This is a genomic window from Bradyrhizobium sp. LjRoot220, from assembly GCF_964252915.1.
In the GTDB taxonomy this organism is placed as follows: Bacteria; Pseudomonadota; Alphaproteobacteria; order Rhizobiales; family Xanthobacteraceae; genus Bradyrhizobium.
This window is the reverse complement of the sequence record NZ_CAXUPS020000002.1, coordinates 259,214-282,262: the sequence shown is the minus strand read 5'-3', so window position 1 is coordinate 282,262 and position 23,049 is coordinate 259,214. Positions and strand designations below refer to the sequence as shown.

The 23,049-nt window shown below is 63.6% G+C and carries 25 protein-coding genes; 12 read left to right on the top strand and 13 right to left on the bottom strand.

Annotation, left to right across the window (positions count from 1 at the left end; translation table 11 throughout):
* Window positions 1–160: 160 nt before the first annotated feature.
* Window positions 161–1,954, bottom strand: coding sequence for a ShlB/FhaC/HecB family hemolysin secretion/activation protein (locus ACSQ84_RS09655; RefSeq protein ID WP_436211446.1), 1,794 nt, complete (start codon window positions 1,952–1,954; stop codon window positions 161–163).
* A 129-nt stretch (window positions 1,955–2,083) separates the two neighbouring features.
* On the opposite strand from ACSQ84_RS09655, the gene ACSQ84_RS09650 reads away from it, so the two are divergent.
* The 4 genes from ACSQ84_RS09650 to ACSQ84_RS09635 all read left to right on the top strand — a co-directional run bounded on the left by ACSQ84_RS09650 (window position 2,084) and on the right by ACSQ84_RS09635 (window position 8,426).
* Window positions 2,084–3,325 carry a FecR family protein gene (locus tag ACSQ84_RS09650; protein ID WP_436211445.1) on the top strand — a complete coding sequence of 414 codons (1,242 nt, stop codon included), beginning with the start codon at window positions 2,084–2,086 and terminating at the stop codon, window positions 3,323–3,325.
* Between the two features lie 44 nt (window positions 3,326–3,369).
* Complete coding sequence (locus ACSQ84_RS09645; protein ID WP_436211444.1) at window positions 3,370–6,096, top strand: EAL domain-containing protein; 2,727 nt, start codon at window positions 3,370–3,372, stop codon at window positions 6,094–6,096.
* A 180-nt stretch (window positions 6,097–6,276) separates the two neighbouring features.
* Window positions 6,277–7,485 (top strand): GNAT family N-acetyltransferase, encoded by a 1,209-nt coding sequence (locus ACSQ84_RS09640; RefSeq protein WP_436211443.1) that lies wholly within the window; start codon window positions 6,277–6,279, stop codon window positions 7,483–7,485.
* Window positions 7,482–8,426, top strand: a complete 945-nt coding sequence (locus ACSQ84_RS09635; protein ID WP_436211442.1) for a cupin-like domain-containing protein — start codon at window positions 7,482–7,484, stop codon at window positions 8,424–8,426. The genes ACSQ84_RS09640 and ACSQ84_RS09635 overlap by 4 nt, the downstream gene beginning before the upstream one ends.
* Before the next feature lie 152 nt (window positions 8,427–8,578).
* Here the strand turns inward: ACSQ84_RS09635 and ACSQ84_RS09630 are convergent, their stop codons facing one another.
* The 9 genes from ACSQ84_RS09630 to ACSQ84_RS09590 all read right to left on the bottom strand — a co-directional run bounded on the left by ACSQ84_RS09630 (window position 8,579) and on the right by ACSQ84_RS09590 (window position 17,956).
* A complete protein-coding gene (locus tag ACSQ84_RS09630; protein WP_436211441.1) occupies window positions 8,579–9,217 on the bottom strand; it encodes an NIPSNAP family protein in 639 nt (212 codons plus the stop codon).
* 255 nt (window positions 9,218–9,472) lie between these two features.
* Window positions 9,473–10,138 carry a DsbA family oxidoreductase gene (locus ACSQ84_RS09625; RefSeq protein WP_436211440.1) on the bottom strand — a complete coding sequence of 222 codons (666 nt, stop codon included), beginning with the start codon at window positions 10,136–10,138 and terminating at the stop codon, window positions 9,473–9,475.
* Window positions 10,139–10,447: 309 nt separating this feature from the next.
* The gene (locus ACSQ84_RS09620; RefSeq protein ID WP_436211439.1) at window positions 10,448–11,152 is read right to left on the bottom strand and encodes an ABC transporter ATP-binding protein; all 705 of its coding nucleotides are present in this window, start codon (window positions 11,150–11,152) and stop codon (window positions 10,448–10,450) included.
* Window positions 11,145–11,879 (bottom strand): ABC transporter ATP-binding protein, encoded by a 735-nt coding sequence (locus ACSQ84_RS09615; RefSeq protein WP_436211438.1) that lies wholly within the window; start codon window positions 11,877–11,879, stop codon window positions 11,145–11,147. The genes ACSQ84_RS09620 and ACSQ84_RS09615 overlap by 8 nt, the downstream gene beginning before the upstream one ends.
* Window positions 11,866–12,915 carry a branched-chain amino acid ABC transporter permease gene (locus ACSQ84_RS09610; RefSeq protein WP_436211437.1) on the bottom strand — a complete coding sequence of 350 codons (1,050 nt, stop codon included), beginning with the start codon at window positions 12,913–12,915 and terminating at the stop codon, window positions 11,866–11,868. The genes ACSQ84_RS09615 and ACSQ84_RS09610 overlap by 14 nt, the downstream gene beginning before the upstream one ends.
* 89 nt (window positions 12,916–13,004) lie before the next feature.
* Window positions 13,005–14,225: a substrate-binding protein gene (locus ACSQ84_RS09605; protein ID WP_436211436.1), complete on the bottom strand. Its 1,221-nt coding sequence runs from the start codon at window positions 14,223–14,225 to the stop codon at window positions 13,005–13,007.
* Between the two features lie 3 nt (window positions 14,226–14,228).
* Window positions 14,229–15,086, bottom strand: coding sequence for a branched-chain amino acid ABC transporter permease (locus ACSQ84_RS09600; RefSeq protein WP_436211435.1), 858 nt, complete (start codon window positions 15,084–15,086; stop codon window positions 14,229–14,231).
* A gap of 33 nt (window positions 15,087–15,119) precedes the next feature.
* Entirely contained in the window at window positions 15,120–16,634 is a 1,515-nt protein-coding gene (locus ACSQ84_RS09595; protein WP_436211434.1) for an amidase, read from the bottom strand.
* A gap of 143 nt (window positions 16,635–16,777) precedes the next feature.
* Window positions 16,778–17,956, bottom strand: a complete 1,179-nt coding sequence (locus tag ACSQ84_RS09590) for a substrate-binding domain-containing protein (RefSeq protein WP_436211433.1) — start codon at window positions 17,954–17,956, stop codon at window positions 16,778–16,780.
* Between the two features lie 173 nt (window positions 17,957–18,129).
* On the opposite strand from ACSQ84_RS09590, the gene ACSQ84_RS09585 reads away from it, so the two are divergent.
* On the top strand, window positions 18,130–18,567 hold the full coding sequence (locus ACSQ84_RS09585) for a MarR family winged helix-turn-helix transcriptional regulator (RefSeq protein WP_436211432.1): 438 nt from the start codon (window positions 18,130–18,132) through the stop codon (window positions 18,565–18,567).
* Between the two features lie 51 nt (window positions 18,568–18,618).
* Here the strand turns inward: ACSQ84_RS09585 and ACSQ84_RS09580 are convergent, their stop codons facing one another.
* Window positions 18,619–19,440 carry a helix-turn-helix domain-containing protein gene (locus tag ACSQ84_RS09580; RefSeq protein WP_436211431.1) on the bottom strand — a complete coding sequence of 274 codons (822 nt, stop codon included), beginning with the start codon at window positions 19,438–19,440 and terminating at the stop codon, window positions 18,619–18,621.
* A 101-nt stretch (window positions 19,441–19,541) separates the two neighbouring features.
* Here ACSQ84_RS09580 and ACSQ84_RS09575 point away from each other — a divergent pair, with 101 nt between their 5' ends.
* The 7 genes from ACSQ84_RS09575 to ACSQ84_RS09545 all read left to right on the top strand — a co-directional run bounded on the left by ACSQ84_RS09575 (window position 19,542) and on the right by ACSQ84_RS09545 (window position 22,416).
* Window positions 19,542–19,739, top strand: a complete 198-nt coding sequence (locus tag ACSQ84_RS09575; protein WP_436211430.1) for a hypothetical protein — start codon at window positions 19,542–19,544, stop codon at window positions 19,737–19,739.
* 36 nt (window positions 19,740–19,775) lie between these two features.
* A complete protein-coding gene (locus tag ACSQ84_RS09570) occupies window positions 19,776–20,174 on the top strand; it encodes a hypothetical protein (RefSeq protein WP_436211429.1) in 399 nt (132 codons plus the stop codon).
* 261 nt (window positions 20,175–20,435) lie between these two features.
* Window positions 20,436–20,759 (top strand): ArsR/SmtB family transcription factor, encoded by a 324-nt coding sequence (locus ACSQ84_RS09565; RefSeq protein ID WP_436211428.1) that lies wholly within the window; start codon window positions 20,436–20,438, stop codon window positions 20,757–20,759.
* On the top strand, window positions 20,756–21,184 hold the full coding sequence (locus ACSQ84_RS09560) for an SRPBCC family protein (protein ID WP_436211427.1): 429 nt from the start codon (window positions 20,756–20,758) through the stop codon (window positions 21,182–21,184). The genes ACSQ84_RS09565 and ACSQ84_RS09560 overlap by 4 nt, the downstream gene beginning before the upstream one ends.
* A gap of 55 nt (window positions 21,185–21,239) precedes the next feature.
* Window positions 21,240–21,458, top strand: a complete 219-nt coding sequence (locus ACSQ84_RS09555) for a hypothetical protein (protein ID WP_436212250.1) — start codon at window positions 21,240–21,242, stop codon at window positions 21,456–21,458.
* Between the two features lie 9 nt (window positions 21,459–21,467).
* The gene (locus ACSQ84_RS09550; RefSeq protein ID WP_436211426.1) at window positions 21,468–21,953 is read left to right on the top strand and encodes a DUF1801 domain-containing protein; all 486 of its coding nucleotides are present in this window, start codon (window positions 21,468–21,470) and stop codon (window positions 21,951–21,953) included.
* A 46-nt stretch (window positions 21,954–21,999) separates the two neighbouring features.
* The gene (locus ACSQ84_RS09545; RefSeq protein WP_436211425.1) at window positions 22,000–22,416 is read left to right on the top strand and encodes a DUF1801 domain-containing protein; all 417 of its coding nucleotides are present in this window, start codon (window positions 22,000–22,002) and stop codon (window positions 22,414–22,416) included.
* Between the two features lie 26 nt (window positions 22,417–22,442).
* Here the strand turns inward: ACSQ84_RS09545 and ACSQ84_RS09540 are convergent, their stop codons facing one another.
* Together ACSQ84_RS09540 and ACSQ84_RS09535 are read right to left on the bottom strand one after the other, a co-directional pair.
* Entirely contained in the window at window positions 22,443–22,577 is a 135-nt protein-coding gene (locus tag ACSQ84_RS09540) for a hypothetical protein (protein ID WP_436211424.1), read from the bottom strand.
* The gene (locus ACSQ84_RS09535) at window positions 22,574–23,035 is read right to left on the bottom strand and encodes a group III truncated hemoglobin (protein ID WP_436211423.1); all 462 of its coding nucleotides are present in this window, start codon (window positions 23,033–23,035) and stop codon (window positions 22,574–22,576) included. The genes ACSQ84_RS09540 and ACSQ84_RS09535 overlap by 4 nt, the downstream gene beginning before the upstream one ends.
* Window positions 23,036–23,049: the final 14 nt, after the last annotated feature.

Below are 23,049 nucleotides of genomic sequence, written 5' to 3'. Positions count from 1 at the left end.
CATCAGCGCAACCGGGGAAACTGCCGGCAGCGCGTAGGATAGATGCCAACGGGTCGCGCACATGCGCGCCCGATGGCAGGCTCCGCGATACCCATCACATGCATCATCCGTGAGCGATGGGTTTCGCGAAGAGCTCAACCCATCCTTGGACTGGAGCCGTCTACAGACAGCGCGTCGTCGCGCGTGCCGGGCAAAGCTTGAACGCGCTCGATAGCGAGAACAATAGCCGCGCGCTGCGGCTGGAATTATCAGGCGCGCGATAGCTCAGCGGCGCCGCGACGCCGATGTCGGCCTGCCAGTCATCGAACAGGAAGAAGCGCACGCCGCCGCCCGCCGAGGTCAGCGCGAGACCTTCATCCATGGTGTAGCCGGCATTCCAGGCGGCGCCAGCGTCGACGAAGCCATAGAGCTGAACGCTGCTCCAATAGCGATAGTTCAGCTTGTGGTCGAAGCGCAGTTCGAACGAGCCGGCGATGCCGTTGTCGCCGCTGATCTCCGCGCTGCCGTAGCCGCGGCCGAATGCGATGCCGCCGAGATAGAATTGCTGCGAGAGGAAAAGCGGCCCTGACGCCCATTGGCCGGCGCCCGACAGTTTCACCGACCAGGCGTCGGACAGCGTCTGGTAGCGCGCGTACCAGAAATTCAGCGCGGAGAATCTGCCGGACGCATCGTCGTGCGACAGCAAGTCGTCGTCGCGGTGCGAGGCGCCCATGATGTCGAGGCCCTGACGAAGGCCAAACGTCAGATAGTTGCTGCCGCCGAAATCATCCTTGAGCCGGTAATCCGCGGTCAGGTTCAGGGTACGGATGCGATCGTTGTAGATCGGTCCGAACACGTCCTGCTCCCTGACATTGCTGAATCCCAGCCCCGCCGTCAGCGTCAAACCGGATTGCTGCGATTGCAGCGGCACGATGCTGCCGTGAAATTCGAACGATTTGGTCTTGGTGTTGTCGCTGTAGAGGTGGCGAATGTCGCCCGGCCAGACCTCGCTGTAAAAGCCGGACGCGCCGATGCGGGCGCCGTCGGTGCCCACAGGCACTTCATAGGACAGCCGGCCGAACGCGAGCTGCCTCGGATCGCCCGGGGTGGTCGAGAGATTGAGCACCAGTGAATCGCCGGGCGCGAGATAGGAGTTGAAAGCGGCGGTGCCGTAGCTTTGCCAGGGTCCGACCGCCGACGATCCCATGTTGTCGACGCCGAACGACGTGTAGAGATGCCAGGTCTTCAGTTCGACGACGAGGCGGAAACGGCCGCTGGCGGTGCCGATCTCCTCGAGCCCGGTGTCCAGGATGCGTATGCCGGGCCGGCCGTTGATCAGGAGCAGTTGCCGCTCCAGCGTCGCAAGGCGCGCGGGCCGTTCGCTCACCACGATATCGAGCATCGGGCGGATCCCGAACTCTCCGGCGCCCTCGCCTTTCAGCGTCAACTCCGTGATGCTGCCTTCGATGACCTCGAGGCGAAGCCGGCCTTCCTTGATGTCCTGCACCGGGACGATTGCCCGGGAGAGATGAAAACCGGCGGCGCGATAGATATCGCTGACCGCGGACGCCATGTCGGCGAGGTCGGCCTGCGAGACCTTTCTGCCGAGGTAGGGCTGATAGGCGGTATCGAGTTTTTCGCGCGGGATCGCCACGGCGCCGGCGATGACCACGTGGCGCAGCACGAACAGCGGCTTGGTATCCGCCTTTCCCTCCGGCCGGGCGAATGGCGTCCGCGGCAACCGGGGCCGCCCACCCGGCGTCTGATCAATCTGCTGATCCTCGAAGCGCTTTTCGGTCTGCCTCGGGTCATAACCGGGGCTGGCGTGCTGGGCGCGGGCCGGCAGGACGGCGATGAATGCGGTCAGGAATAACAGGCAAGCGACCAGGGACCGGTGCCCGGCTACAGGTACAGCAGCGCGCACCCGTAGTACTACGGACAGCGGGGCCTGAATCTGGGGAGAACCGTTAGCCATATGATTTTTATAGGGTTTTTATGGTCAACGAACGGTTAACGCCGCGCTTGGATACCCGCGGTTCCCACTCACTCAATGTTGAAACTTTTCCTCTAAATCTCGGGAGAATTCGGCAACTGGAGACAGTTCATGCGCACGGCCCATCACATCTCGCGGCTTCTGACGGCGACGTTCTTTCTGGCGGCCGCTTCCAGCGCCATCGCCGCCGATGACGGCGCCTGGACGGTCAGCAAGTCCTCCGGCGAGGTGTGGCGCACCCATAGCGGCGCGCAGCCGGCGTCGCTGCAGCCGGAAGAATTCCTGAAGCCGGGCGACACCATTCGCACCGGCAAGAACGGTCGCGTGCTGCTCAAGCGCGGCGAAGAATCCATGATGATTGCGCCGAACTCGGTGGTCGGCGTGCCCGCGGAGAAGAAGGAAGGGCTGTCGACGACGATCGTTCAGCAGGCCGGCTCGATCCTGCTCGACGTCGAAAAGCGCAACGTCAGGCATTTCGAGGTCGAGACCCCCTACCTCGCCGCCGTGGTCAAGGGCACGCAGTTTCGCGTCACCGTGAACGCCACCAGCACCAGCGTCGATGTGATCCGCGGCCAGGTCGAAGTGGCCGATTTCCGCACCGGACAGATCGCACAGGTCAAGCCAGGCCAGCACGCGACCAGCTTCGCACATGGCAAAGGCGGGCTTTCGCTCGGCGGATCCGGGACATTGAGCCCGATCGAGTCCGGTAAACCGCGCACGCCTTCGATCGAGCGGGTGCCGGTGCCGCGCGCCGGCCTCACCGCGCCGCGCAATACCGCGATCGGACAGGCCATCCAATCGCCGGGCAACGGCGCCCGCGCCAGCGCCGACAAAGCGGCGGACAAGACGTCAAACAAGGCATCCCACCGCGCGGTCGCCGGCATGGCAAAGCACGGCGGCATCCGGATTTCGTCGGCGATCGGCGAAGTCAAGGTCAACGTCCACAAGGTCACCAACGGCCTCGCCCGCGACAAATCGGCGGTGCATGCGGGTAACCGAAACGCGGCCAACAAGAACACGATCTGGGGTTCATCCGGCACGGCAACCAATTCGGCCGCAAGCACCGGAAACGCTGGCAACGTCGCGGCGACCAGCGCCGGCGCGGCAAGCGCGGGCACATCCGCCGCCTCATCCCAGAGCTCCGCGGTCGCGGCCATCACCGGCTCCGGTAATGGCGGTGGAAATGGCAACGGAAACGGCAATAGCGGAAACGGCAACAACGGTAGCGGCAACGGCAACAATGGCGCCAACGGCAATGGTCACAACAACAACCGTTACGGCGACAAGCACACCAACGGCAATGGCAACGGCGGTGGAAATGGCGGTGGTAGCGGCCATGGCAAGAACAGATAGCTAACCTTCTCGTCAATCGATCTGCCGTTGGGGGACGGTAACCCGTGAAACAGTATCGCCCGCATATTTTCGCGATGATTGCCCTGGCAATCGTGCTGTCGTGCGGCTGGCATGGCGCGCTGCGCCATGATCTGGCCGACCTGCGTTTCGCCTGGCAGTCGCGGGAGGCCAGCGGCGATATCGTGGTCGTCGCGATCGATGCGCCGTCGATCGACAAGATCGGCGTCTGGCCCTGGTCGCGCCGGCTCTATGCCGAGCTGATCCAGCAGCTTCAGGGCGCGGACGTGCAGGACATCGTGCTCGACGTCGATTTCAGCACTCCGTCGGATGCGGCGTCGGACCGGAGTTTTGCGCAAGCGCTGGAAAAAGCCGGCGGATCGGTCGTGCTGCCCTCGTTCCAGCAGCCCGGCGCCGACCGAACCACCATGCACGTCAACCGCCCGCTGCCGCAGTTCACCGATCATTCCTGGCCGGCGCTGGTCAATGTCGAGGTCGGGCCGGACGGCCTGGTGCGCCGTTATCCGTTTGGCGACAAGCTCGACGGCAAGTTCGTGCCCTCGATGGCCGCCGTGCTCGCCGGGCAATATGCCGAGAAGCGTGCGCCGTTCCTGATCGATTACAGCATCCGAAGTACGTCGGTGCCGCGCGTGTCCTTTGCCGACGTTTTGCATGGCGATCCGGCGACGCTGCAAAAGCTGAAGGGCAAGAAGGTCATCGTCGGCGGCACCGCGCTCGAACTCGGCGACCGCTTCAGCGTCCCCAACGGCGTCATCGTATCCGGACCCGTGCTGCAAACCCTGGCTGCCGAATCGTTGCTGCAGAACCGCGCCTTGCAATGGACCTCGAACGTCGTCACCATGGCCGTGCTCGGCCTGCTCGGCCTCGTGATGCTGCTGTCGTGGCGCCGGGTCTCCGCCGGAAGGCGCGCGGCGATGCTGCTGGGAATGGCTGTCGGCATCGAAGGCGTCGCTTTCCTGCTGCAGGCGGCGTTCCCGCTGATGCTCGACACCTCGTTGTTTCATATCGCCATCATCGTCTACGTCGCGACCATCGCGCTGGACGAAATCGATGTAAGGGATTTGCTGGGCCGGATCGCCGAAAACCGCTTCCAGCGCGTGGCCATGTCGCTCGGCGACGGCCTGATCTGTACCGATTCCAATTATCTGATCACGGTGTGGAATCCCGGTGCGACGGCGATCTTCGGCTATGCGCCGGAACAGATGATCGGCCGTCCGTTCGACACCATCTGCGCCCGCGACGAGGGGCTCGCCGCGGCGTCTTTTGCGGTCCGAAGCGCCACCGATCTTGCCGCCGGCACCGTGATCGAATTCGACGGACGGCGCAGGAACGGCGAGATTTTCCCGGTCGAGGCCAGTTTCTCCGGCTGGCAGGGCACCGACGGATTTCAGTTCGGCGCGATCCTGCGCGACATCTCGGTGCGCAAGCGCGAAGCCGAACGCATCAGATACCTGGCGGAATATGATTCATTGACCGGGCTGATCAACCGCAACACGCTGCACGCCCAGCTGACCACGATGATCTCGAAAGCCGAGACCGATGGCGGCGAGATCGCGTTGCTGGTGGTCGGTCTCGACGGCTTTCAGCAGATCAACAACTTGCTCAGCCACGCCAGCGGCGATCTGGTGCTGCGCGCGGTGTCGGAACGTCTGGCGGCCGAGATGGCGGGCACCGGCACGGTAGCGCGGCTGAGCGGCGATGAATTCGCCATCGCACTTTCGATCGACGATCTCGGCGATGATATTAGCGCGCTCGCGATGCGGATCGGTGCCGCCTTCGACGCACCATTGCTCGCCGGCACGCGCCAGCACCGGGTCAGGGTTTCGATCGGTGCTGCGGTTTTCCCCGCCGGGGGCCGTACTGCGGACGAGCTGCTGAGCAACGCGCATCTGGCGCTGAGCCGCGCCAAGGCGACCAAACGCGGCGGCTACCTGCTGTTCGAGGATTCCATCCGGCGCGAACTCGAAACCCGCCTGACGCTGGAAGCCGAACTGGCGCTGGCGGCGGAACGCAACGAGTTCGAATTGTTCTATCAGCCGCAGCTGCATCTGGGCGACAATCGCCTGATTGGCGCCGAAGCCTTGATCCGCTGGCGCCATCCGGTCCGCGGCCTGGTTTCGCCGGCGGAGTTCATGCCCGTTGTCAACACCTCGCCGATTTCGGAACGGATTGCCGACTGGGTGCTCGAAACCGCCTGCGCGCAAGGTGCGGCGTGGGAGCGCGCCGGACAAAAGCTCCGCATGGGCGTCAACCTTTCGCCCTCGCAGCTGCAGTCGGGCGACCTTGCAGCTTCGGTCGCCGATGTGCTCGCCAACACCGGATTCAGCCCGACCAGTCTCGAACTCGAGTTCACCGAGGATATCCTCTTGCTCGACGAGCAAGGCGCACTGAACACGTTCCAGAAGATTCAGGCGCTCGGCGTGCGCATCGTGTTCGACGATTTCGGCACCGGCTATGCGAGCCTGAGCTACTTGAAGAAATTCCCGCTCGACGGCCTCAAGATCGACCGCTCCTTCGTGTTCGGATTGCTGGGCAATCCGGACGATGCCGCGATCGTCAGTTCGACCATCGGCCTCAGCAAGCAATTGGGGCTGTCGGTGATCGCCGAAGGCATCGAGAACCGCGCCACCGCCGATTTCCTGGTCAGCATGGGCTGCGAAGAGGGCCAAGGCTATTGCTTCGGAAAGCCGATGCCGGCGGCCGATTTCGAACGGCAGTTTCTCGCCGCTCCGGCGGAGGCGATCGTCGCCTGACGCGGCCCCGCTTTTCGCAGCGGCATGGTGAATCGACCGTTAAAATAACTGCTCGAATCCGAGCGTCGGCTCAACGGCATTTTCCATTTCTTTCGACTAGCGTCGCCCCGGAACGTGGTGCGCAGGCAGACGGTACCCTGTCGGTGCCGCCGCGGGATTGCGACCGGGGAAACGGGGAACGTGGCCGAGATTGTTCAGACATCAGTCGTTCGTCGCGCATCAGGTAAGGATGCCGCACGCACGCGCACACCGGCGGCAGAACCTGCCCGTGCGCTGACGCCGCTTGCCGACGTCCCCGCCGCCCAATGGCGCGCGCTGTCGGGGCGTACCGCCGAGCCCAACGGCTATTACCTCCCGGAATGGGAATCGGCCGTGAATGCTTCCGCGCGGGGCCGCGGCGGCGCCTCTGCCCTGAGTGCCTGGAGCGATGCCGCCGAGCTGACCGGGTTGATGCCTGTGATTTCGATGTGGCGCGCCTACAAGATTCCGCTGCCGGTTTGGGTCAGCGCCGATCCCTATGGCTCGCTGTCGACGCCGCTGCTCGACCGCGACAATGCCGAAGAAGCGGCAGCCCGCCTGCTGGACGGCGCGCGGCAGGCGGGCGCCCACGCGCTGATGCTGCGCGACATGTCGCTGGATGGCGCCGCGATGAAGGCTTTCACCGAAGCGCTGGCCCGCGACGGACTCAAGCCGCGTGTGCTGCAATCGCATGTCCGCGCCGCCCTCGATGCCAGCCTTGACGCTGAGGAGTTGCTGCGCGACGCGCTGGGGCCGAAGAAGCTGAAAGAGCTGCGCCGGCAGCGAAACCGGCTCGGCGACCATGGCGAGGTGCATTTCGACATCGCGCGCACCGCGGCCGAAGTCACGGCCGCACTCGAAACATTCCTCAACCTGGAAGCCAGCGGCTGGAAGGCCAAGCGCGGCACCGCGCTGGTGCAGCACGCCGGCGATGCGGCCTTTATCCGCCGCGCCACGCCTGATCTCGCGGCCACCGGTCAATGCGAGATCGTGACGTTGCGCGCCGGCGAGACACCGGTGGCCGCGGCCATCGTGCTGCGGCAGCAGGACCACGCCTTCTATTTCAAGCTTGGTGTCGACGAGCGCTTCTCAAAGTTCTCGCCGGGCGTGCAGCTGACGCTGGATTTGACCCGGCACCTTTGCGCCGATCCTGCGATTACGCTGGTCGATTCCACCGCCAATGCCGACCATCCCATGATCAACCCGATCTGGCGCGGACGGCTTGCCATCGGCGACGTGCTGATTCCGCTGCGGCGGGGCGATGTGGTCGCACGGCTTGCCCAAACCGCCTTGACGCTGCGCCGGCTGGCCCGTGAGCCGGCCCGCCGCGCCATCCATTTCATCAGGGAACGTCAGGAGAAATCCTCATGAACACGCAGACCGCCGTAGCGCCCGTGATCACCGCCGACAACGACGCGCTACGCCGCGACTTTCCGCTCAAACCGTTCGCGATCCGCCACAAGCTGGCCGGCCATCCGCTGCTGATGCTGCCGCGCATCGCGCAACTGGCGGCAGAATTGCCGCGCGATTTGATCGAGTATAATTCCGGCAAGGTCGCGATCAGCCAGGATCCCGACGCCATTCCCTCGGTCGATCTCGATCCGGTCGCAGTCGTCAAAAGCATCGAGACCGCCGGCGCCTGGATGGTGCTCAAGCGCGTCGAGAATTCGCCGGAGTACCGCCGACTGCTGGAAGACACCCTGCTCTCGGTCGCCCGCGCGCGCGGCTTCAGCAGCCTGGCCGACGCCGGCTTCGAACAGCTCGAAGGTTTTCTGTTCGTGTCCTCGCCGAATTCGACCACGCCGTTCCACCTCGACAGCGAAGACAATTTCTTCGTGCATATTCACGGCGAAAAGTTCTTCACCATTTTCGACAACAACGACCGCGCGATCGTGCCCGACGACGAGATCGAGCGCTCGATGACCAAGCATCGCAATTTGAAATATGACGAGAGCTTTGCGTCGCGCGGCAAGGAATTTCATCTGTTCGCCGGCGACGGCTGCTACGTGCCGTATCAGTGGCCGCATTGGGTGCGGACCGCTGGTTCGTTCTCGATCTCGATGGCGATCACCTGGAAGACGCGCGAGGTGCGCCGCCTCAACGACCTGCATTTCTTCAATTCGATGCTGCGCGGCATCGGCTGGCCGCAGCAGCCGCCCGGCAAACAGCCGGTGCGCGACGCGGTCAAGCTGGCCTTCTACCGCACGGTGACGGCGGCGATCAAGCCGCTGCGCGCCTCGATGGCAATGCGTCGCGTGCTGCGCCGCATCGCGCTGGGTAAGCGCGCGAATTATTATTTGAAGGGCGTTTAGCGCCGGCAAATGAGGACCGTCATCCTGAGGTGCGAGCGCTTGCGAGCCTCGAAGGATGACAGTTCGAGCCCGTAGCCTATCCTTCGAGGCTCGCCGAAGACGGCGAGCACCTCAGGATGACGGCGGAGTATGTTGCGCGAAGGGCTTCCCTCTCACTTCAGCGGCGAATGCGGCGCCGGCAGCATGATGGTCGAGTGCATCTCGTCGAGGAAGCCCGGGCCCTTGCCGAGGAATTCCTGCCAGGCCGGATCCTTCATGGCATTGCCCCGCGCTTCCGCGCGCGCGTTGAGGTCGGGATAGGCCCAGATGTGGCAGGCCTCGTTGGGCTGCCCGGCTTCCGTCAGCCAGAGGCCGACGATCTTGGAGTATTTTTCGCGCTCGGGAAGCACCGCGGTAAACGCATCGAGCCACTGCTTGAGGCCGCCGGCCGGCTTGCCGCGGTAGTTGCGCAGTTCGTAGATGTTGCCCGAGGATGCCGGGGCTACCGGCGGCCTCACCGCGTTCATCAGGCGGACGTCCTGACGGACCAATAGCGGACGGATCAGCGGAATGTACTCACTGGTCCAGCGCGGGTTCCTGGCGAGCTCGGCGCGAAGCTTTGCGCGCGCCTCGAAACTGTCGTAGCTCCACATGTGCAGGACCTGGTTGAGCGGCCCGATCTCGGTCATCCAGTAACCCTCGAGCTTGCCGTAGTCGTTCTTGCGGATGTCAGCCGACACGGTGCTCGCCGCCTTCACCATGTCGCCGAGCGTGCCGGGTCTTACGGTGTAGGTTCGCAGTTCGTAGATCATGGGAGTTTCCCTTGGTTTCTTGGTTGTGCGGACATATCAGGGCGTGAGAGCGGCAAGGAGCTAGCGAGCGAAGCTCACCTCTCCCCGTCCTTTACGGGGAGAGGTCGGATCGTCTCGGCGATGCGAAGCATCGTCCGGTACGATCCGGGTGAGGGGCGAGGCACACTGGCAATCGCAACACCGCGTTCACCGGAGAGAGGCCCCTCACCCCAACCCTCTCCCCGCAAGAGCGGGGCGAGGGAGAAGACCACCGCGTCACCCCGCCGCCTGCGCGTTGATCTCTTCCGACACCTGACGGATGGCGCGGGCGAGTTGGTCGGCGGGCTGCGCGCCGGAGATGGCGTATTTTTGCGCGAGCACGAAAGTCGGCACGCCGGAGATGCCCTTTTCGGACGCCTCCTGCGCCTGGCCCGAGATCAGGGCTACGTCCTCATCGGTGGCAAGGCGCTTGCGCACGTCGTCGGCATCGAGGCCGATATCGGCGGCCGCCTGCACCAGCACGTCGACGTCGGTGAGATCGCCGCCATCGCGAAAGTACAATTCCATCAGCCGCTGCTTCATCTCGGCGGATTTGCCTTGCGCTTCCGCCCAGTGGATCAGGCGATGGCAATCGGTGGTATTGGGCTGGCGCTTTACGAGCTCGGGCCGGTAGGTCAGGCCCTCCTCGCCGGCGGCCGTGACGACGCGGCCGGCAATGCCCTTGTAGGCCTCGACCGAGCCGAACTTCGCGGTGAGATATTCGTCGCGGCTGATGCCCTCGCGCGGCACCCAGGAATTGAGGAAGAACGGCCGCCAACGCACCTCGACCGGCACATCCGGCACCAGCGCCAGCGCGTTCTCGATCCGGCGCTTGCCGATATAGCACCACGGGCAGACCACGTCGGAGACGATGTCGATCTTCAGCGGTTTTAAGGTGCTCATCGGCGGCGTCCCTTGTTGAATGATGGCCGGAAAATAGGCCGATTGGAGCCCCAGACAAGGCCCCGGGCCGCATGCCGCCATTACATAACCTCTGCGGTTATTGTGGCCGCGGGCCGGTCTCCGTAGAAATCGGGCAATAACTCACCTGCGGAGCCCGATATGACCCCCATTTTCAAGCCGGAAGGCCACCGAGCGCGCCGAGGTCGCCGGATATGCTGCAGGGCAGCGCGACCACCGTAAGCAAACAGAATCTGGCGCTTTAGCATCCAGCTCGTCATGCCCGGCCCGGCCATGACGACGTTGGGTCTTTCAAGGCGCCAGATACTGCAGCAGCCTCGGATCGTCACGGACTTCCTGCGACGATCCTGATAGCGCGACCCGGCCGCGGTCGAGCACAAAGGCTCGGTCCGCGACGCGAAGCGCGAGATCGAGATGCTGCTCGACGATCACGATGGCGATATCTTTGGCCAGCAGGATCAGGCGCTCGGTGATTTCCTCGATCACGCCGATCCAGACGCCTTCGGTCGGCTCGTCCAGCAACAGCACCCGCGGCTCCGACAGCAGCGCGCGGCCGATCGCCAGCATCTTGCGCTCGCCGCCGGACAAGGTGCCGGCGACCTGCTCCATGCGCTGACCGAGCTTCGGAAATATCTCCAGCACGCGGTTGACGGCCTGGCTGTCGCGGTTGGTCAAGGCGCCGACGGCCAGATTATCGCGCACCGAAAGCCTGGCGAATACGGCGTGCTCCTGCGGAACGTAGCCGACGCCGAGGCGAATGCGCTGCTCGGTGGGCAGCGCGCCGACACTGCGGCCATCGAGGCTGACGGAGCCGGCGAGCAGCGGCAGTTCGCCGACGATCGCCTTCATCAGCGTGGTCTTGCCGGCGCCGTTGCGGCCGAGAATGGCGACGCCGCCGCGCCACGGCACGGCCATGGTGACGCCGAACAGCACCTGGCTCCGGCCGTAACCGGCATCGATATTCCTGATGTCGAGATATCTGTCCTGATCAGGCACGACGGAGATAGACCTCCTGAACCCGGGCGCTCGACTGGATATGCGAAACCGTGCCGCAATCGAGCACGCTGCCCTGGTCGAGCACGGTCAGCCGGTCGCAGATGTCCCGGATAAAATCCAGATCGTGCTCGACGATGACGAGGGAGCATTTTTTCTTGATCGGCTGCAGCAGTTCACCGGTTACACGGCGTTCCTCGAGACTCATGCCGCCGGTCGGCTCGTCCAGCAGCAGCAATTTCGGCTCGGGCGCCAGCGCCATCGCGATTTCAAGCCATTGCTGCTGGCCGTGGGACAGCGCGGACGCCGGTTCCGCCGCGCGATCGACCAGACGGAATTGCTCGAGCATGGCCATGGCGCGGTCGTGCAGCACGCCGCGGCTGCGCGAAAACACCAGGCTGGGCAGCGAGGTCTGCGCCTGCAGCGCCAGCAGGATGTTGTCGTACAGCGTCAGTGCCGGCAGCACGCTGGTGATCTGGAACTTCAGACTCATGCCGGCGCGCGCCCGCTCCGCCGGCGGGGCTTGCGAGATATCGCGGCCGCCGAACGTCACCGTGCCCGACGTCGGGATCTCCGCCCCGGCGACGCATTTCATCAGCGTGCTCTTGCCCGAACCGTTGGGTCCGATCAGACCGTGGAATTCGTTTTCCGCAACGGTAAGATCAGCGCCGTTCAGCGCCGTCAGCTTGCCGAATATCTTGATCAGGCCGCGCGCTTCAAGAAGAGCCACGATCGCCCTCCTGCGGCAGCCGGCCGAAACTGCCGACACGCTCGCGCTCGCTCAGGATCAGGCTGACCAAGCCTGCGGGGCGGAACAGAATGACCAGCAGCAGCAATATGCCAAGAATGATCGGCCAGATGTCCTGATAAGAGTTCGACAGCCAGAAACTGACCGCCTCGATCGCGACCGTGCCGATCACGGCGCCGATCAGCGTGCCGGAGCCGCCGAACAACACGTAGAGCACCACCTGCGTCGAGATCACCACGCCCAGCATGTTGGGCCAGACGAATCCTTCGTGAAACGCATAGAGACTGCCCGCGAGCCCCGCGACGGCGCCCGCGAAGGAAAAGATGATCGCCTTGAGGCGCTGCACCTGGTAGCCGAAGAAGGCGATCCGCTGCTCGTTCTCGCGCAGACCTGCCAGCGCCAGACCGAATTGCGACCGCACCAGAAAACGGCACAGCAGATAGACCGCCAGCAGAATGCCCAGCGTCATGTAGTAATAGACCGGCCCCTCCGTGATGTCGTAGCTGCCCAGCGTCATCGGCGGGATCGATGGAATGCCGTTCTGACCGCCGAGGTAATACCAGCCCCGCGCCACGCGGTCGGCCGCGTAGGAGCCGGTCAGCGTGCCCAGTGAAACGAAGATCACGCTGGATGGATGACGCCCGAGCAGCAGAAATCCGCCGAGCAGCAGCGCGAAGGCAAGACCGATCAACAGGCCGGCCGGCAGCACGATCAGGATCGAGGTCACGCCGAGATCTCGAGCAATCAGCGCTACCCCATAGCCGGCGGTGCCGAAGAACACGGCCTGCCCAAAGCTCATGATGCCGGCATATCCCCACACCAGATCGAACGACAGCGCAAACAGGCACAGGATCAGGACCCGCGTGGCATAGATCGTCAGATAGTCCTTGAGCACGAATGGCAGCAGCACCGCGATCGCCAGCACCACGATTTCAATGATCGGCAGCACTTGCCATCGGCGGGAGCGGCCGACCCGAAGGGGAAGCCGCAGCGACGTCGTCGGTGTCGGTTCTATCATCAGATCGCCGGCAGACCAGCTCCCGAGTTGGCAGCGGCGGTCATCCGCCGCCGCGCGCTCTGCATCGGCATTCCCTGTCGGCATCCTTCTCAGCATTCTTTGGGATCGACGAGGCCAGCGCTGCGGGCCACGATCTCATAATTGCCGCCCTTGGCAACCGCCGTGTACATCTTCATCTTGCAATGCCGCTTGCCGGGAACCATTTCCGCAGGCCCGCCGGGACCGTCGGCGATCTTGGCATGGTCCAGTGCCGCCGCAACTCCGTCGCGATCGATCTTGCCGGCCTCCTTGACCGCCGCTTCCCACAGCTTGAGGCCACGATAGGTCCCGGTCGCCGCACTTCCCGCTGCAAACAGGAAGGTGCCCGGGAACTGCTTCTCATAGCTCGCATGAAGCTTGGCGCTGAACGGATCTTCCGGGGTGAGCGCCTTGAAATAGTCGAGGCAGCTCGCGAGGCCCTCGATCTCCGCGGCCTGATTGATGTTGAGCGTGTTCTCGTCGTAGTAGACGCAACTCAGCCTGCCGCCGTTCTTGAGGAATCCCGCCTCATAGAGCTGCTTGAAGAACGGTCCTACCCCCGGCGGGATCACGGTGTTGAACACCACGTCCACCTTGTTGGAAATGACCCGGTTCACCGTGGCGCTGAAGTCGATCTGGTCGAGCGGGTAATATTCTTCGAACACGACCTCGCCGCCATTGGCCTCGATCACCTTGCGCGCATAGACGTTCAGGGTGTGCGGCCAAACGTAGTTGGCGCTCGGCAGCGCGAACCGCTTGCCGCCGTTCTTGATCAGCCAGGGAATGAACTCGTCGCACTGCTGCGCGGGCGTCGGGCCGGTGCAGAACAGATAGGGCGTGCACTCCTTGCCCTCGTAGAGCTGAGGGTAGATGTACAGCGTCTTGCCGCGCGCGACGATCACGTCCTTGATGGCGTTGCGCATCGAACTGGTGATGCCGCCGAGCACGAGATCGACCTTGTCGCGCTGGATCAACTTGCGGACGTTGCCGACCGCGACCGATTCATTCGACGCGGTATCCTCGATGAACAACTCCAGCGGCCGGCCCAGCAACCCGCCGGAATCGTTGATTTCCTTGATCACCATTTTCGCGACGTTCGCATCCGCGTTGCCGGCGTAACCGATCGGGCCGGTCAAGTCGGTCGCGATGCCGACCTTGATCGGGGCGGCCGCCGCGTTGGCCCAATCGGGGCGAACCACCCAACTGCCGACGCCGGTGGCAATGGCGGTGCTGGCAAAGGCGAAATTGGAGAGAAACCGCCGGCGGTTGAGCTGGCTGCGATCGCTGGACATGGACTAGACCCCTTTTCCTGAAATCAGGCCTTGCGGCCGAAACTTGATGAAGATGATGGCGAGAACGAACACGAGGACGTCGGCAATCACGGGCGGGATGATCCAGGGCAGCGCCGCGGCGAGTGTGCCGATCACGCCGGCGCCCGCGACGGGTCCCGCGAACGAGCCCACCCCGCCGACCATGACGGCAACAAAACCCTGGATCAGGAAGCGCAGGCCGAGATCGGCGAACAGCGAGAACACCGGCACGATCAGCGCGCCCGCAAGACCTGCGAGCGCGGCGCCGAACGCAAAGGTGGCGCCATAGATCGCATTGGTCGAAATGCCGGAGGCGCGGGCGAGCGCCGGGTTTTCCAGCGACGCCCGGATTCGCAAGCCGAAGGCGGTGCGCGCCAGCAGCAGATAGCTGCCGATCATCACCAGCGCCGTGATCAGGATGATGACCAGCCGCCAAGTGGAAAAGTGCATGGTCCCGATGTTGACCGAGCCGCCGAGCGGCTCCGGGACCGACAGATAGAGCCCGCCGATCAGGCCGCGGACGATTTCGCGGATGATGAGGCCGAGCGCGTAGGTGCCCAGCATCGCCACGATCGGCGCGGCGTAAAATCGCCGCACGATGCTTCGTTCCAGCACAAATCCCAGCGCACCGACGGCAAACGGTGCGGCCACCATGCCGACCCAGACCGGTGCACCCGCGCTGTGCGCGATATAGGTGACGTAGGCGCCGAGCAGGACGAACTCGCCCTGCGCGAAGTTGAAGATGCCCATCATGCTGGCGATGATCCCGAGCCCCAGCACGACCAAAACGACGATCGCCCCGAAACTCAGGATCTCGAACAGTGCGACGAACAGATTATCCATATGGCATCCAGCAGCGTTTGCGGGTTCGGCTGCTTACATTTTCTTCCAATCTGCCGCCTGCTCGAAGGCGTGCGCCGCGCGATAGATGGTCGATTCCTCGAAGTGCCGGCCGACCAGCATCAGACCTACCGGGAGTCCGTCGACCATGCCGCACGGCACCGACATTGCCGGGTGGTGCGTGATATCGAACGGTGCGGTGTTGGAGATCATCTCGAAGGCGCGCTGGCACACCTCTTCCCGGCTGGCGCCGGGCGCGGGCAACGGCGTCGCCTTCATCGGCGTAGTCGGCATCAGCAGCAGATCGTAATTCGCCAGCACCTTGTCATAGGCGGCGGTGATACGCCTGGAGATGTTGACGGATTTGCCGTAGTAGCGCGGACCGAAATTGTTGTTGATGTAGACGCCGAGCATCAGGAACAGTTTGGTCGTTTCCGACAGCGAGTCCGCCTGCCCGCGCCAGCCGCGGTGAAAATCCATCAGCGACGTCGAGTACAGATCCGAACGGCTGAGACCATAGCCGTCGCCGAACATCATGGTCTGGGCGATGCCTTCGGCGCCGATCGGCGTCCAGACCGCCGGTGCCACCATGTGCGCCGGGATTGAAACCTGTTCGACGGTCGCGCCGAGGCTCGCCAGCCGCTTCGCCGCTTCCATCACGCTCCGGTTGACGTCGGCTTCGGCGCCGGCCTGCTCGAAACCTTCCTTGACGATGGCGATCTTCATGCCCTTGATGCCGGCGCCCAGCGCCTTGGTGTAATCCTCCACCTTGGGCGACTTGATCCGCGGGTCGTAGCCGTCGTCACCGGCTATCACCTCGAGCAACAGTGCGTTGTCGGCGACATTGGCGGTCATCGGCCCGGTGTGATCGACGAAGATCTCGATCGGCATGATGCCGGTATAGGGCACCAGCCCCCAGGTCGGCTTCATGCCGTAGGTGCCGCTGAAGGACGACGGCATCCGGATCGATCCGCCCTGGTCGCCGCCCATCGCCATGTCGACTTCACCGAGCGCGACCACGACTGCGCTGCCGGACGACGATCCGCCTGCGGAATATCCCATCTTGTGCGGGTTGTGCACCGGGCCGGTCGAATTGGTATGGCTGCCGCCGGAGATGCAGAACGATTCGCAGTGCACCTTGCCGGCGATCTCGGCGCCGGCGTCGAGCATGCGCGTGACGACGGTGGCGTCGAAATCGGGAACATAGCCTTCGAGCGTCGCAGATCCGTTCATCATCGGCACGCCGGCCAGCATGATGTTGTCCTTCAGCGCGACGACCTTGCCCTTCAGCTTGCCGCTCGCCGCACCCTTGACGGTCGATTTGCGGTACCAGGCGTTGCGCGGATTTTCTTCCGGGGCCGGGCGATAGCCCGGGGTTCGCGGGTATTTCACGATCGGGACTTCGTCGGCCATCGCGCCGACGGCGTTGTAGGCATCGATCGAGCCCTGCATCAATCCACGGAAGGAGGTGACGTCCTCATCGGTCAAGGCCAGACCGCATTGGTCGGCAACCGCGCGCAATTGATCGGGAGTAGGAAGCGCTACTGTCACGATGGATTCTCCTGTTTCTTTGACGGCTCGCGAAGAAGATTGCGAAAGGGCCCCAACCCATTCCGATCACTAGAAACGGAAATGTTTTCCTTTTCAAGTATTATTTTGCAACACCTCCTTGGCGAAGCGTTACGCGTTCGCGCTCAGAACTGTTTGACCAGCTGGAAATCGATCCCGTTGGCGGCCGCAAGATAGATCGGCATCCTGGCGCTGCCGCGACGAATGCCGACGGTGCCGCGCGCGCCCTGATAATCCACGTTCGCGGCCGCGGCGAGCAGCGGCTTGCTCGCCAGCGAGCCTGCGCGTGCCGCGATCGTCTCCAGAAACCGCAAGCCTTCGTAGTTCGACTGCGCGATCGAGCCGAGCGGCGGCGCGTTGCGGCCGAACGAGGTCTCGTACTGGCAGCGGAACGCGTCGTTCTCGCGCGAGGCCTGGTCGATGAAATAGCCGGAGGCGCAGAACAGGTTTTCGGTATTGTCGGCGCCGATCCCGAGCAGCACCGTCTCGTCCATCGCCCCCGCCAGACGAAGCATGCGGGAGCCGAGCCCCTGCTCGCCAAAGGTACGGTTGAAGACAACGCTGTCGGTGCCGATCAACGTGAGCAGGGCCACGTCGGGCTTCGCGGCCCGTATACGCGCCAGCTGGTTGCCGTGATTGTGCTCGCCGATCGGCACGAACTCCTCGCCGACGACACGCCCGCCGGCATCCGCGATGTATTTCTTGATCGCCCGGTGGGACAGCCACGGCCAGACATAGTCGCTGCCGATCAGATACCAGTTCGACGCATGCTTTGCCTTGGCGAGCCAGTCGATGGCCGGGCGCCACTGCGCCCCCGGCGTCTCGCCGATGGCCATGACGCCGGGTGTCCGTTCGCCGCCCTCATAGACCGGCGTGTACAAATAAGGAATGCGCCCGGCGACGACCTTGCGCAGCGCCACCCTGACCGCGCTGATATGCGAGCCCATGACGAGGTCGGCGTCCTCGGACGCGACGATGTCGGAAGCGGTGCGCGTCACGTCGTCGATATCGCCGCCGGTGTCATGGAACGCGACTTCGATTTCGCGGCCGAGAATGCCGCCGCGGCGGTTGATCTCGGAAATGCCCAAAAGCGTGCTGTTGATGGAGGCCGGGCCCCAGATGCCCGACGGACCGGACAGTCCGACGAAATTGGCGATCCGCAATTTCTTGCGGTCGCGGCGCGCCCGAAACGGGCCAAGCGCCGGCTCCGAGGTGCCCGTCCCCAGCCCCGGAAACCCCTTGAGCAGCAATTCCGGCGGCATCGTTGGCCCGCCGAACTTTTCAAATGGCGATAGCGAGAGCAATTCGCTCTCCTTTTCAGCTTCTTTAGTCCGGCGCCATCAGACTACCATCGGCAAGGTGATCGGCAACAGAAAATATCCTAGTGGAAAATATTGAATATTCAACGATTCCCGTGCATAGAGTTCAAGCAAGAGCGCTAAAGATTCATCCAAACCCATTACGAAGTTCAAAAGCCTTGGCCAAATCGCCCAGTAAACCCATTACCGAGCATCTCGCCTACCTGCTTGCGCAGGCCAACCGGGAGATCAATCGCCAGCTCGACGCGCGCTTCCGCAAGGAAGGCGTGCCGGTCGAGCAATGGCGCATCCTGAAGGTGTTGTCCGACGGCAAGGGCCACTCGATGGGCGAACTCGCCGAAGCGGTGCTGCTCAATCATCCGACCCTGACCAAAATGGTCGACCGGATGGTGTCCGACGCCCTCGTTTACCGGGTCCAGGATGCCGACGACCGCCGCAAGGTTTTGATGTTCTCCTCAGACCGCGGCAAGGCGCTGACCCAGCGCCTGAACTCGCTGGCGCTGAACCAGGAAGCCTTCATCGCCGAGAATTACGGCAACAAGGCCACGGCGGATTTGAAGCGGCTGCTGGAAAGCCTGATCGAGAAGGCGAACTAGGGCTAGGCCGCTGATGCGGCGAGCGTTGCTTCCGAAGCTCACGGTGTCGCGTCAGGTGAGCGCCGCCGCCATCTCCCGCATTCGCTGCGTAGTCAGATCGTCGGCGGGGAAAAACGTCTCCAGTGCCAGTTCGGACAGCGTGACGTCGACCGGCGTGCCGAAGATCATCGTGGTCGAGATGAAGCTCAGCACCTCGCCGTTCTGCCGGAGCTTGAACGGGATCGCGACATTGTCCGGCGAGAGCGGGCCGGAACGCGCCGGCATCGGATAGGCCTTGAGCTCGTGATAGAGTTTTAGCAGCTCGGGATCGGCGGTCGCCTCGCACTGGCGGTGCAGCCGTTCCAAAAGATGACTGCTCCATTCGGCAAGGTTGACCGTGCGCGGTGCCAGCCCTTCGGGATGGAAGGCCAGCCGCATGATATTGAGGGGCTGGCCCAGCAGCCGCGCCGGGACGCCCTCGAGCAGCGGCGCCACCATGCGGTTGGCGGTGACGAGATTCCAGTGCCGGTCATAGGCCAGCGCCGGATTGGGTTCGTGCGCCTTCAGCACCAGGTCGATCGCCGTCCGTGCCGCTTTCAACGCGGGATCGTCGAGCGAGCGCTGCGGAAAGGCCGGTGCATAGCCGGCCGCCACCAGCAATACATTGCGTTCGCGCAAGGGCACCTCCAGGCGTTCGGCCAGTTTGAGCACCATCTCGCGCGACGGCGCAGCGCGGCCGGTTTCGACGAAACTCAAATGACGCGCCGAAATCTCGGCGTCACCGGCCAGATCAAGCTGGCTGAGATGGCGGCGCTGCCGCCATTCGCGCAGGTGATTGCCGATATGGACGGGCTGGGTGCGTTCGGCTCGCGCCGTGGAAGCATGTGCGTTCATGGTGGAAAACCTACCATGCGAATTTCTCAGCTTCCATTACCTCCCACGTAATCGAATTGGGTCGCGGACCGGGTCATCTTCACAGTCACAGGAGATGACCCATGCTGATGCTTTCGATCTTTCGAGCCCTGCACAATCTGGCGGTCTGGGTACTGGCCCGTTCCCTGAACGTGCCGGAACCCCTGGTGCACGACACCGGCGTTTTCGTGGTCGCGCAGGTGCAGACGATCGAGAACCGGATCGGCAAGGCGCTGTGCCCGATGCGGCGCTGGCGTCAGCTCCGGTCCTGGTTCCGCTAACCCCCAACCACCCCCGTAAAACCAAAGGAGAGAACTATGATCAACCCATCCTCATTCCTGCGCCGCGCGCTGCTTGCCGACGCCGTCTTCAGCGGCGTAGCGGCGGTCGGCCTTACGCTCGGCGCCGGCCTGCTGGCGCCCCTCCTCAATCTGCCGGAAGCCCTGTTGCGCGAGAGCGGGCTGTTTCTCATCGCCTATACCGCGCTGGTCGGCTGGCTCGGCACGCGGCAATCGGTGCTCAAGGCGCTGGTGCTGCTGGTGATCGTGGGCAATGCCGCGTGGACGCTAGGCAGTATCGCGCTGCTGTTCTCGGGCGCGGTCAGCCCGAACCTGCTCGGTGTCATCTTCGTCGCCGCGCAGGCGATTGCGACCGGCGTGTTTGCCGAACTGCAATATATCGGACTGCGCAAGAGCGGCGGCGTGGTGACCGCCTGAGCTCGATGTGAATTGCGCGCGCCCGATGACAGGCTTCCATGTCATCGGGCGCGAATTCGGGTGCCCCGTTGGCACCCTTGGCAGACGCCTTTCCGCTTAATGCATAACCAGCACGGTATGGTAATTCTAGGCTGAACTGTCCTGCCCCGGTGTGGTGCCACCTACTGAAGAAGGCCTATAATCGTAGAGTCTACCCCACTTGACTAACACATATCTGGATGGTTATACGTCTACCCATAGCCAACGGGTTATCAATTCCAGATGCCGAACGTACATGACGTGCTGTTCAGAACACTCGCCGATCCAACGCGGCGGGCGATCTTCGAACGGCTGTGCCGCGACGGCGAGCAGACGGTCACCGCCCTGACGGCCCGCGCCGGAGTCTCGCAACCAGCCGTCTCAAAACATCTCGGCGTGCTGAAGCAGGCCGGGCTGGTGCGCGACCGCCATGAAGGACGACAGACCCATTACAGTGCGCAGCTCGGCGCGCTTTCCCCGCTGATCGACTGGACCAGCCAGATGGCCGGCTTCTGGCAGAACCGGTTCGACGATCTTGAGGACCTACTGAAGAGGATGGACCAATGAACACTGCGACCGAAACGCGCTCCGTCGTTGTCGAACGCGAAATCCCTCATCCGCCGGAAAAGATCTGGCGCGCGCTGACACAACCGCACCTGATCGAGGAGTGGCTCATGAAGAACGACTTCAAGCCTGTCGTGGGTCACAATTTCAATCTTCGCGGCGAATGGGGCGGCGTGTTGGACTGCGAGGTCCTCGCCGTTGAGCCGCACAAGAAGCTGACCTACACCTGGAATTTCAAGCACGAGGAAGCGGCCTACAATCTGAGCAGTGTCGTCGCCTGGACTCTCACTCCGAGCGGCACTGGAACCCTGCTGCGCATGGAGCAGTCGGGCTTCCGTCCGGATCAGCCGCAGGCCTATGGCGGCGCCAAGGCGGGCTGGCAGGAGTTCTTTGCAAAATTGGAGCAGATCTTGGCGCGGGGTGAGTGAAGCCTGCAGGCAAAGCCAAGGAAATATTCAAGGCATGTAACGAGAGGAGATCGCACTGAATTGGAATATGTGGCTTCGCCAGATCCACCGCTGGCTGTCCATGGCCTTTACGGTGACCGTCATCGTCAACTTCATCGCCGTGGCACGGGGGACGCATGCCGACTGGCTGGGTTTCGTGGCGCTGCTCCCGCTTGCCTTGCTGCTGTTCACCGGTCTGTACTTGTTCGCGCTGCCCTATGCCGCCAAATGGCGCAGCGGTGGCGCGCCGGGATAAGGAATGGACATGAAGGCGGGCAAGACGTCGCGGAAGCCGGCGAAGAAGGTCGCAAAGAAGGCAACAAAGGCCGTCACCAAGACGAGCGCCGCGAAGCCGAAGCTGCTGTCGGGCGGCAATCCGCAAATCGCGAAGGCCTACGGCGACGCCCCGGTGCAAGCCTACATCGCGGCCATGCCGGGCTGGAAGAGCGATGTCGGGCGGCGCCTCGACGCGCTCATCACGCGCGCCGTCCCCGGCGTGTACAAGGCCGTCAAATGGAACTCGCCGCTGTACGGGTTCGAGGGCCAAGGCTGGTTCCTCGGCATCCACGTCTTCACGAAATACGTCAAGGTGGCTTTCTTCCGCGGCACGTCGCTACGCCCGATCCCTCCCGGCGAGTCCAGGCAGAAGGAAGTGCGCTATCTCGACATCCACGAGGACAACCCGCTCGACGACGCTCAGCTGACCGCCTGGGTGAAGCAAGCCAGCAAATTGCCCGGCGAGCGAATGTGAGCGGGAGACGGGCGATGACAACAACCATGAGAAAGCGACAACAACCATGAAGAAGGACAAGAGCGGCCCGAAGGAAGCAAGCGGAGACGAATCCCCCTCGCGGCTGATCGACGCGCGGATCAAGGAGCTGGGCGACTGGAGGGGCAAGACGCTCGCCGGTGTCCGCGCGCTGATCAAACAGGCAGTCCCTGACGTGATCGAAGAATGGAAGTGGCGCGGCGTTCCGGTCTGGTCGCACGATGGCATCATCTGCACCGGCGAGACCTACAAGAGCGCCGTGAAGCTGACGTTCGCCAAGGGCGCTTCGCTCAAGGACCCCAAAAAACTGTTCAACTCCAGCCTCGAAGGCAACACAAGGCGCGCGATCGATATCCATGAGGGCGTTGAAATCGATGCGGATGCCTTCAAGACGCTGATAAGCGCCGCTGCAGCGCTGAACAGCTCAAAGAAAAAAGCCCGCTAGCCGAATCCGGCCTCACGCGTTGGCGGCTAGCTCAACGCCAACGCCGCGAACATGCCGGCCAGCGTCAGCACCAGACCAATAACAAGCATCGGCAGCAGGCTGCTGCCGGAATACGGGTTGGCCTGATCCTGATTGGGTACCGCGCGCGTCTGGTTGGTCATTGCACGGCTCCTGTTTCGTTGCGCCGAAATCTCTCGCCAGGTGCAAGCATGAGGCCCTGCCCGCCGGCGATGCCAAGCTCGAGGCTTGCTGCGATCCGCCGTGCGCGTTCGACGAAATGCGCTTCGGCCTTCGGTGGACAGAGTTCGCGGGCGGCCGCCTCGAACAGTTCGAGCCAGCGGTCGAAATGACCGGCGTCGACCGGCAGCGGCGCGTGTTTCACCATGGGCGTGCCGTGGTAGCGGCCCGTCATCAGCGCCACCGACGACCAGAACGCGCACATCTGCTTCAGGTGCGGCTCCCAATCCGTAATGCGCGCCTCGAATACCGGCGCCAGCACCGTGTCGCGGCGGACTCTTGCGTAGAAGCCGTGCACCAGTTCCTCGATCATGGCCTCGGTGATGCCGGTCCGTTCCATGATCTCGGCCGTGATCGCCTCGCGCCGTTCCGCCCCTGTCATCGCGGGTTTCCTTA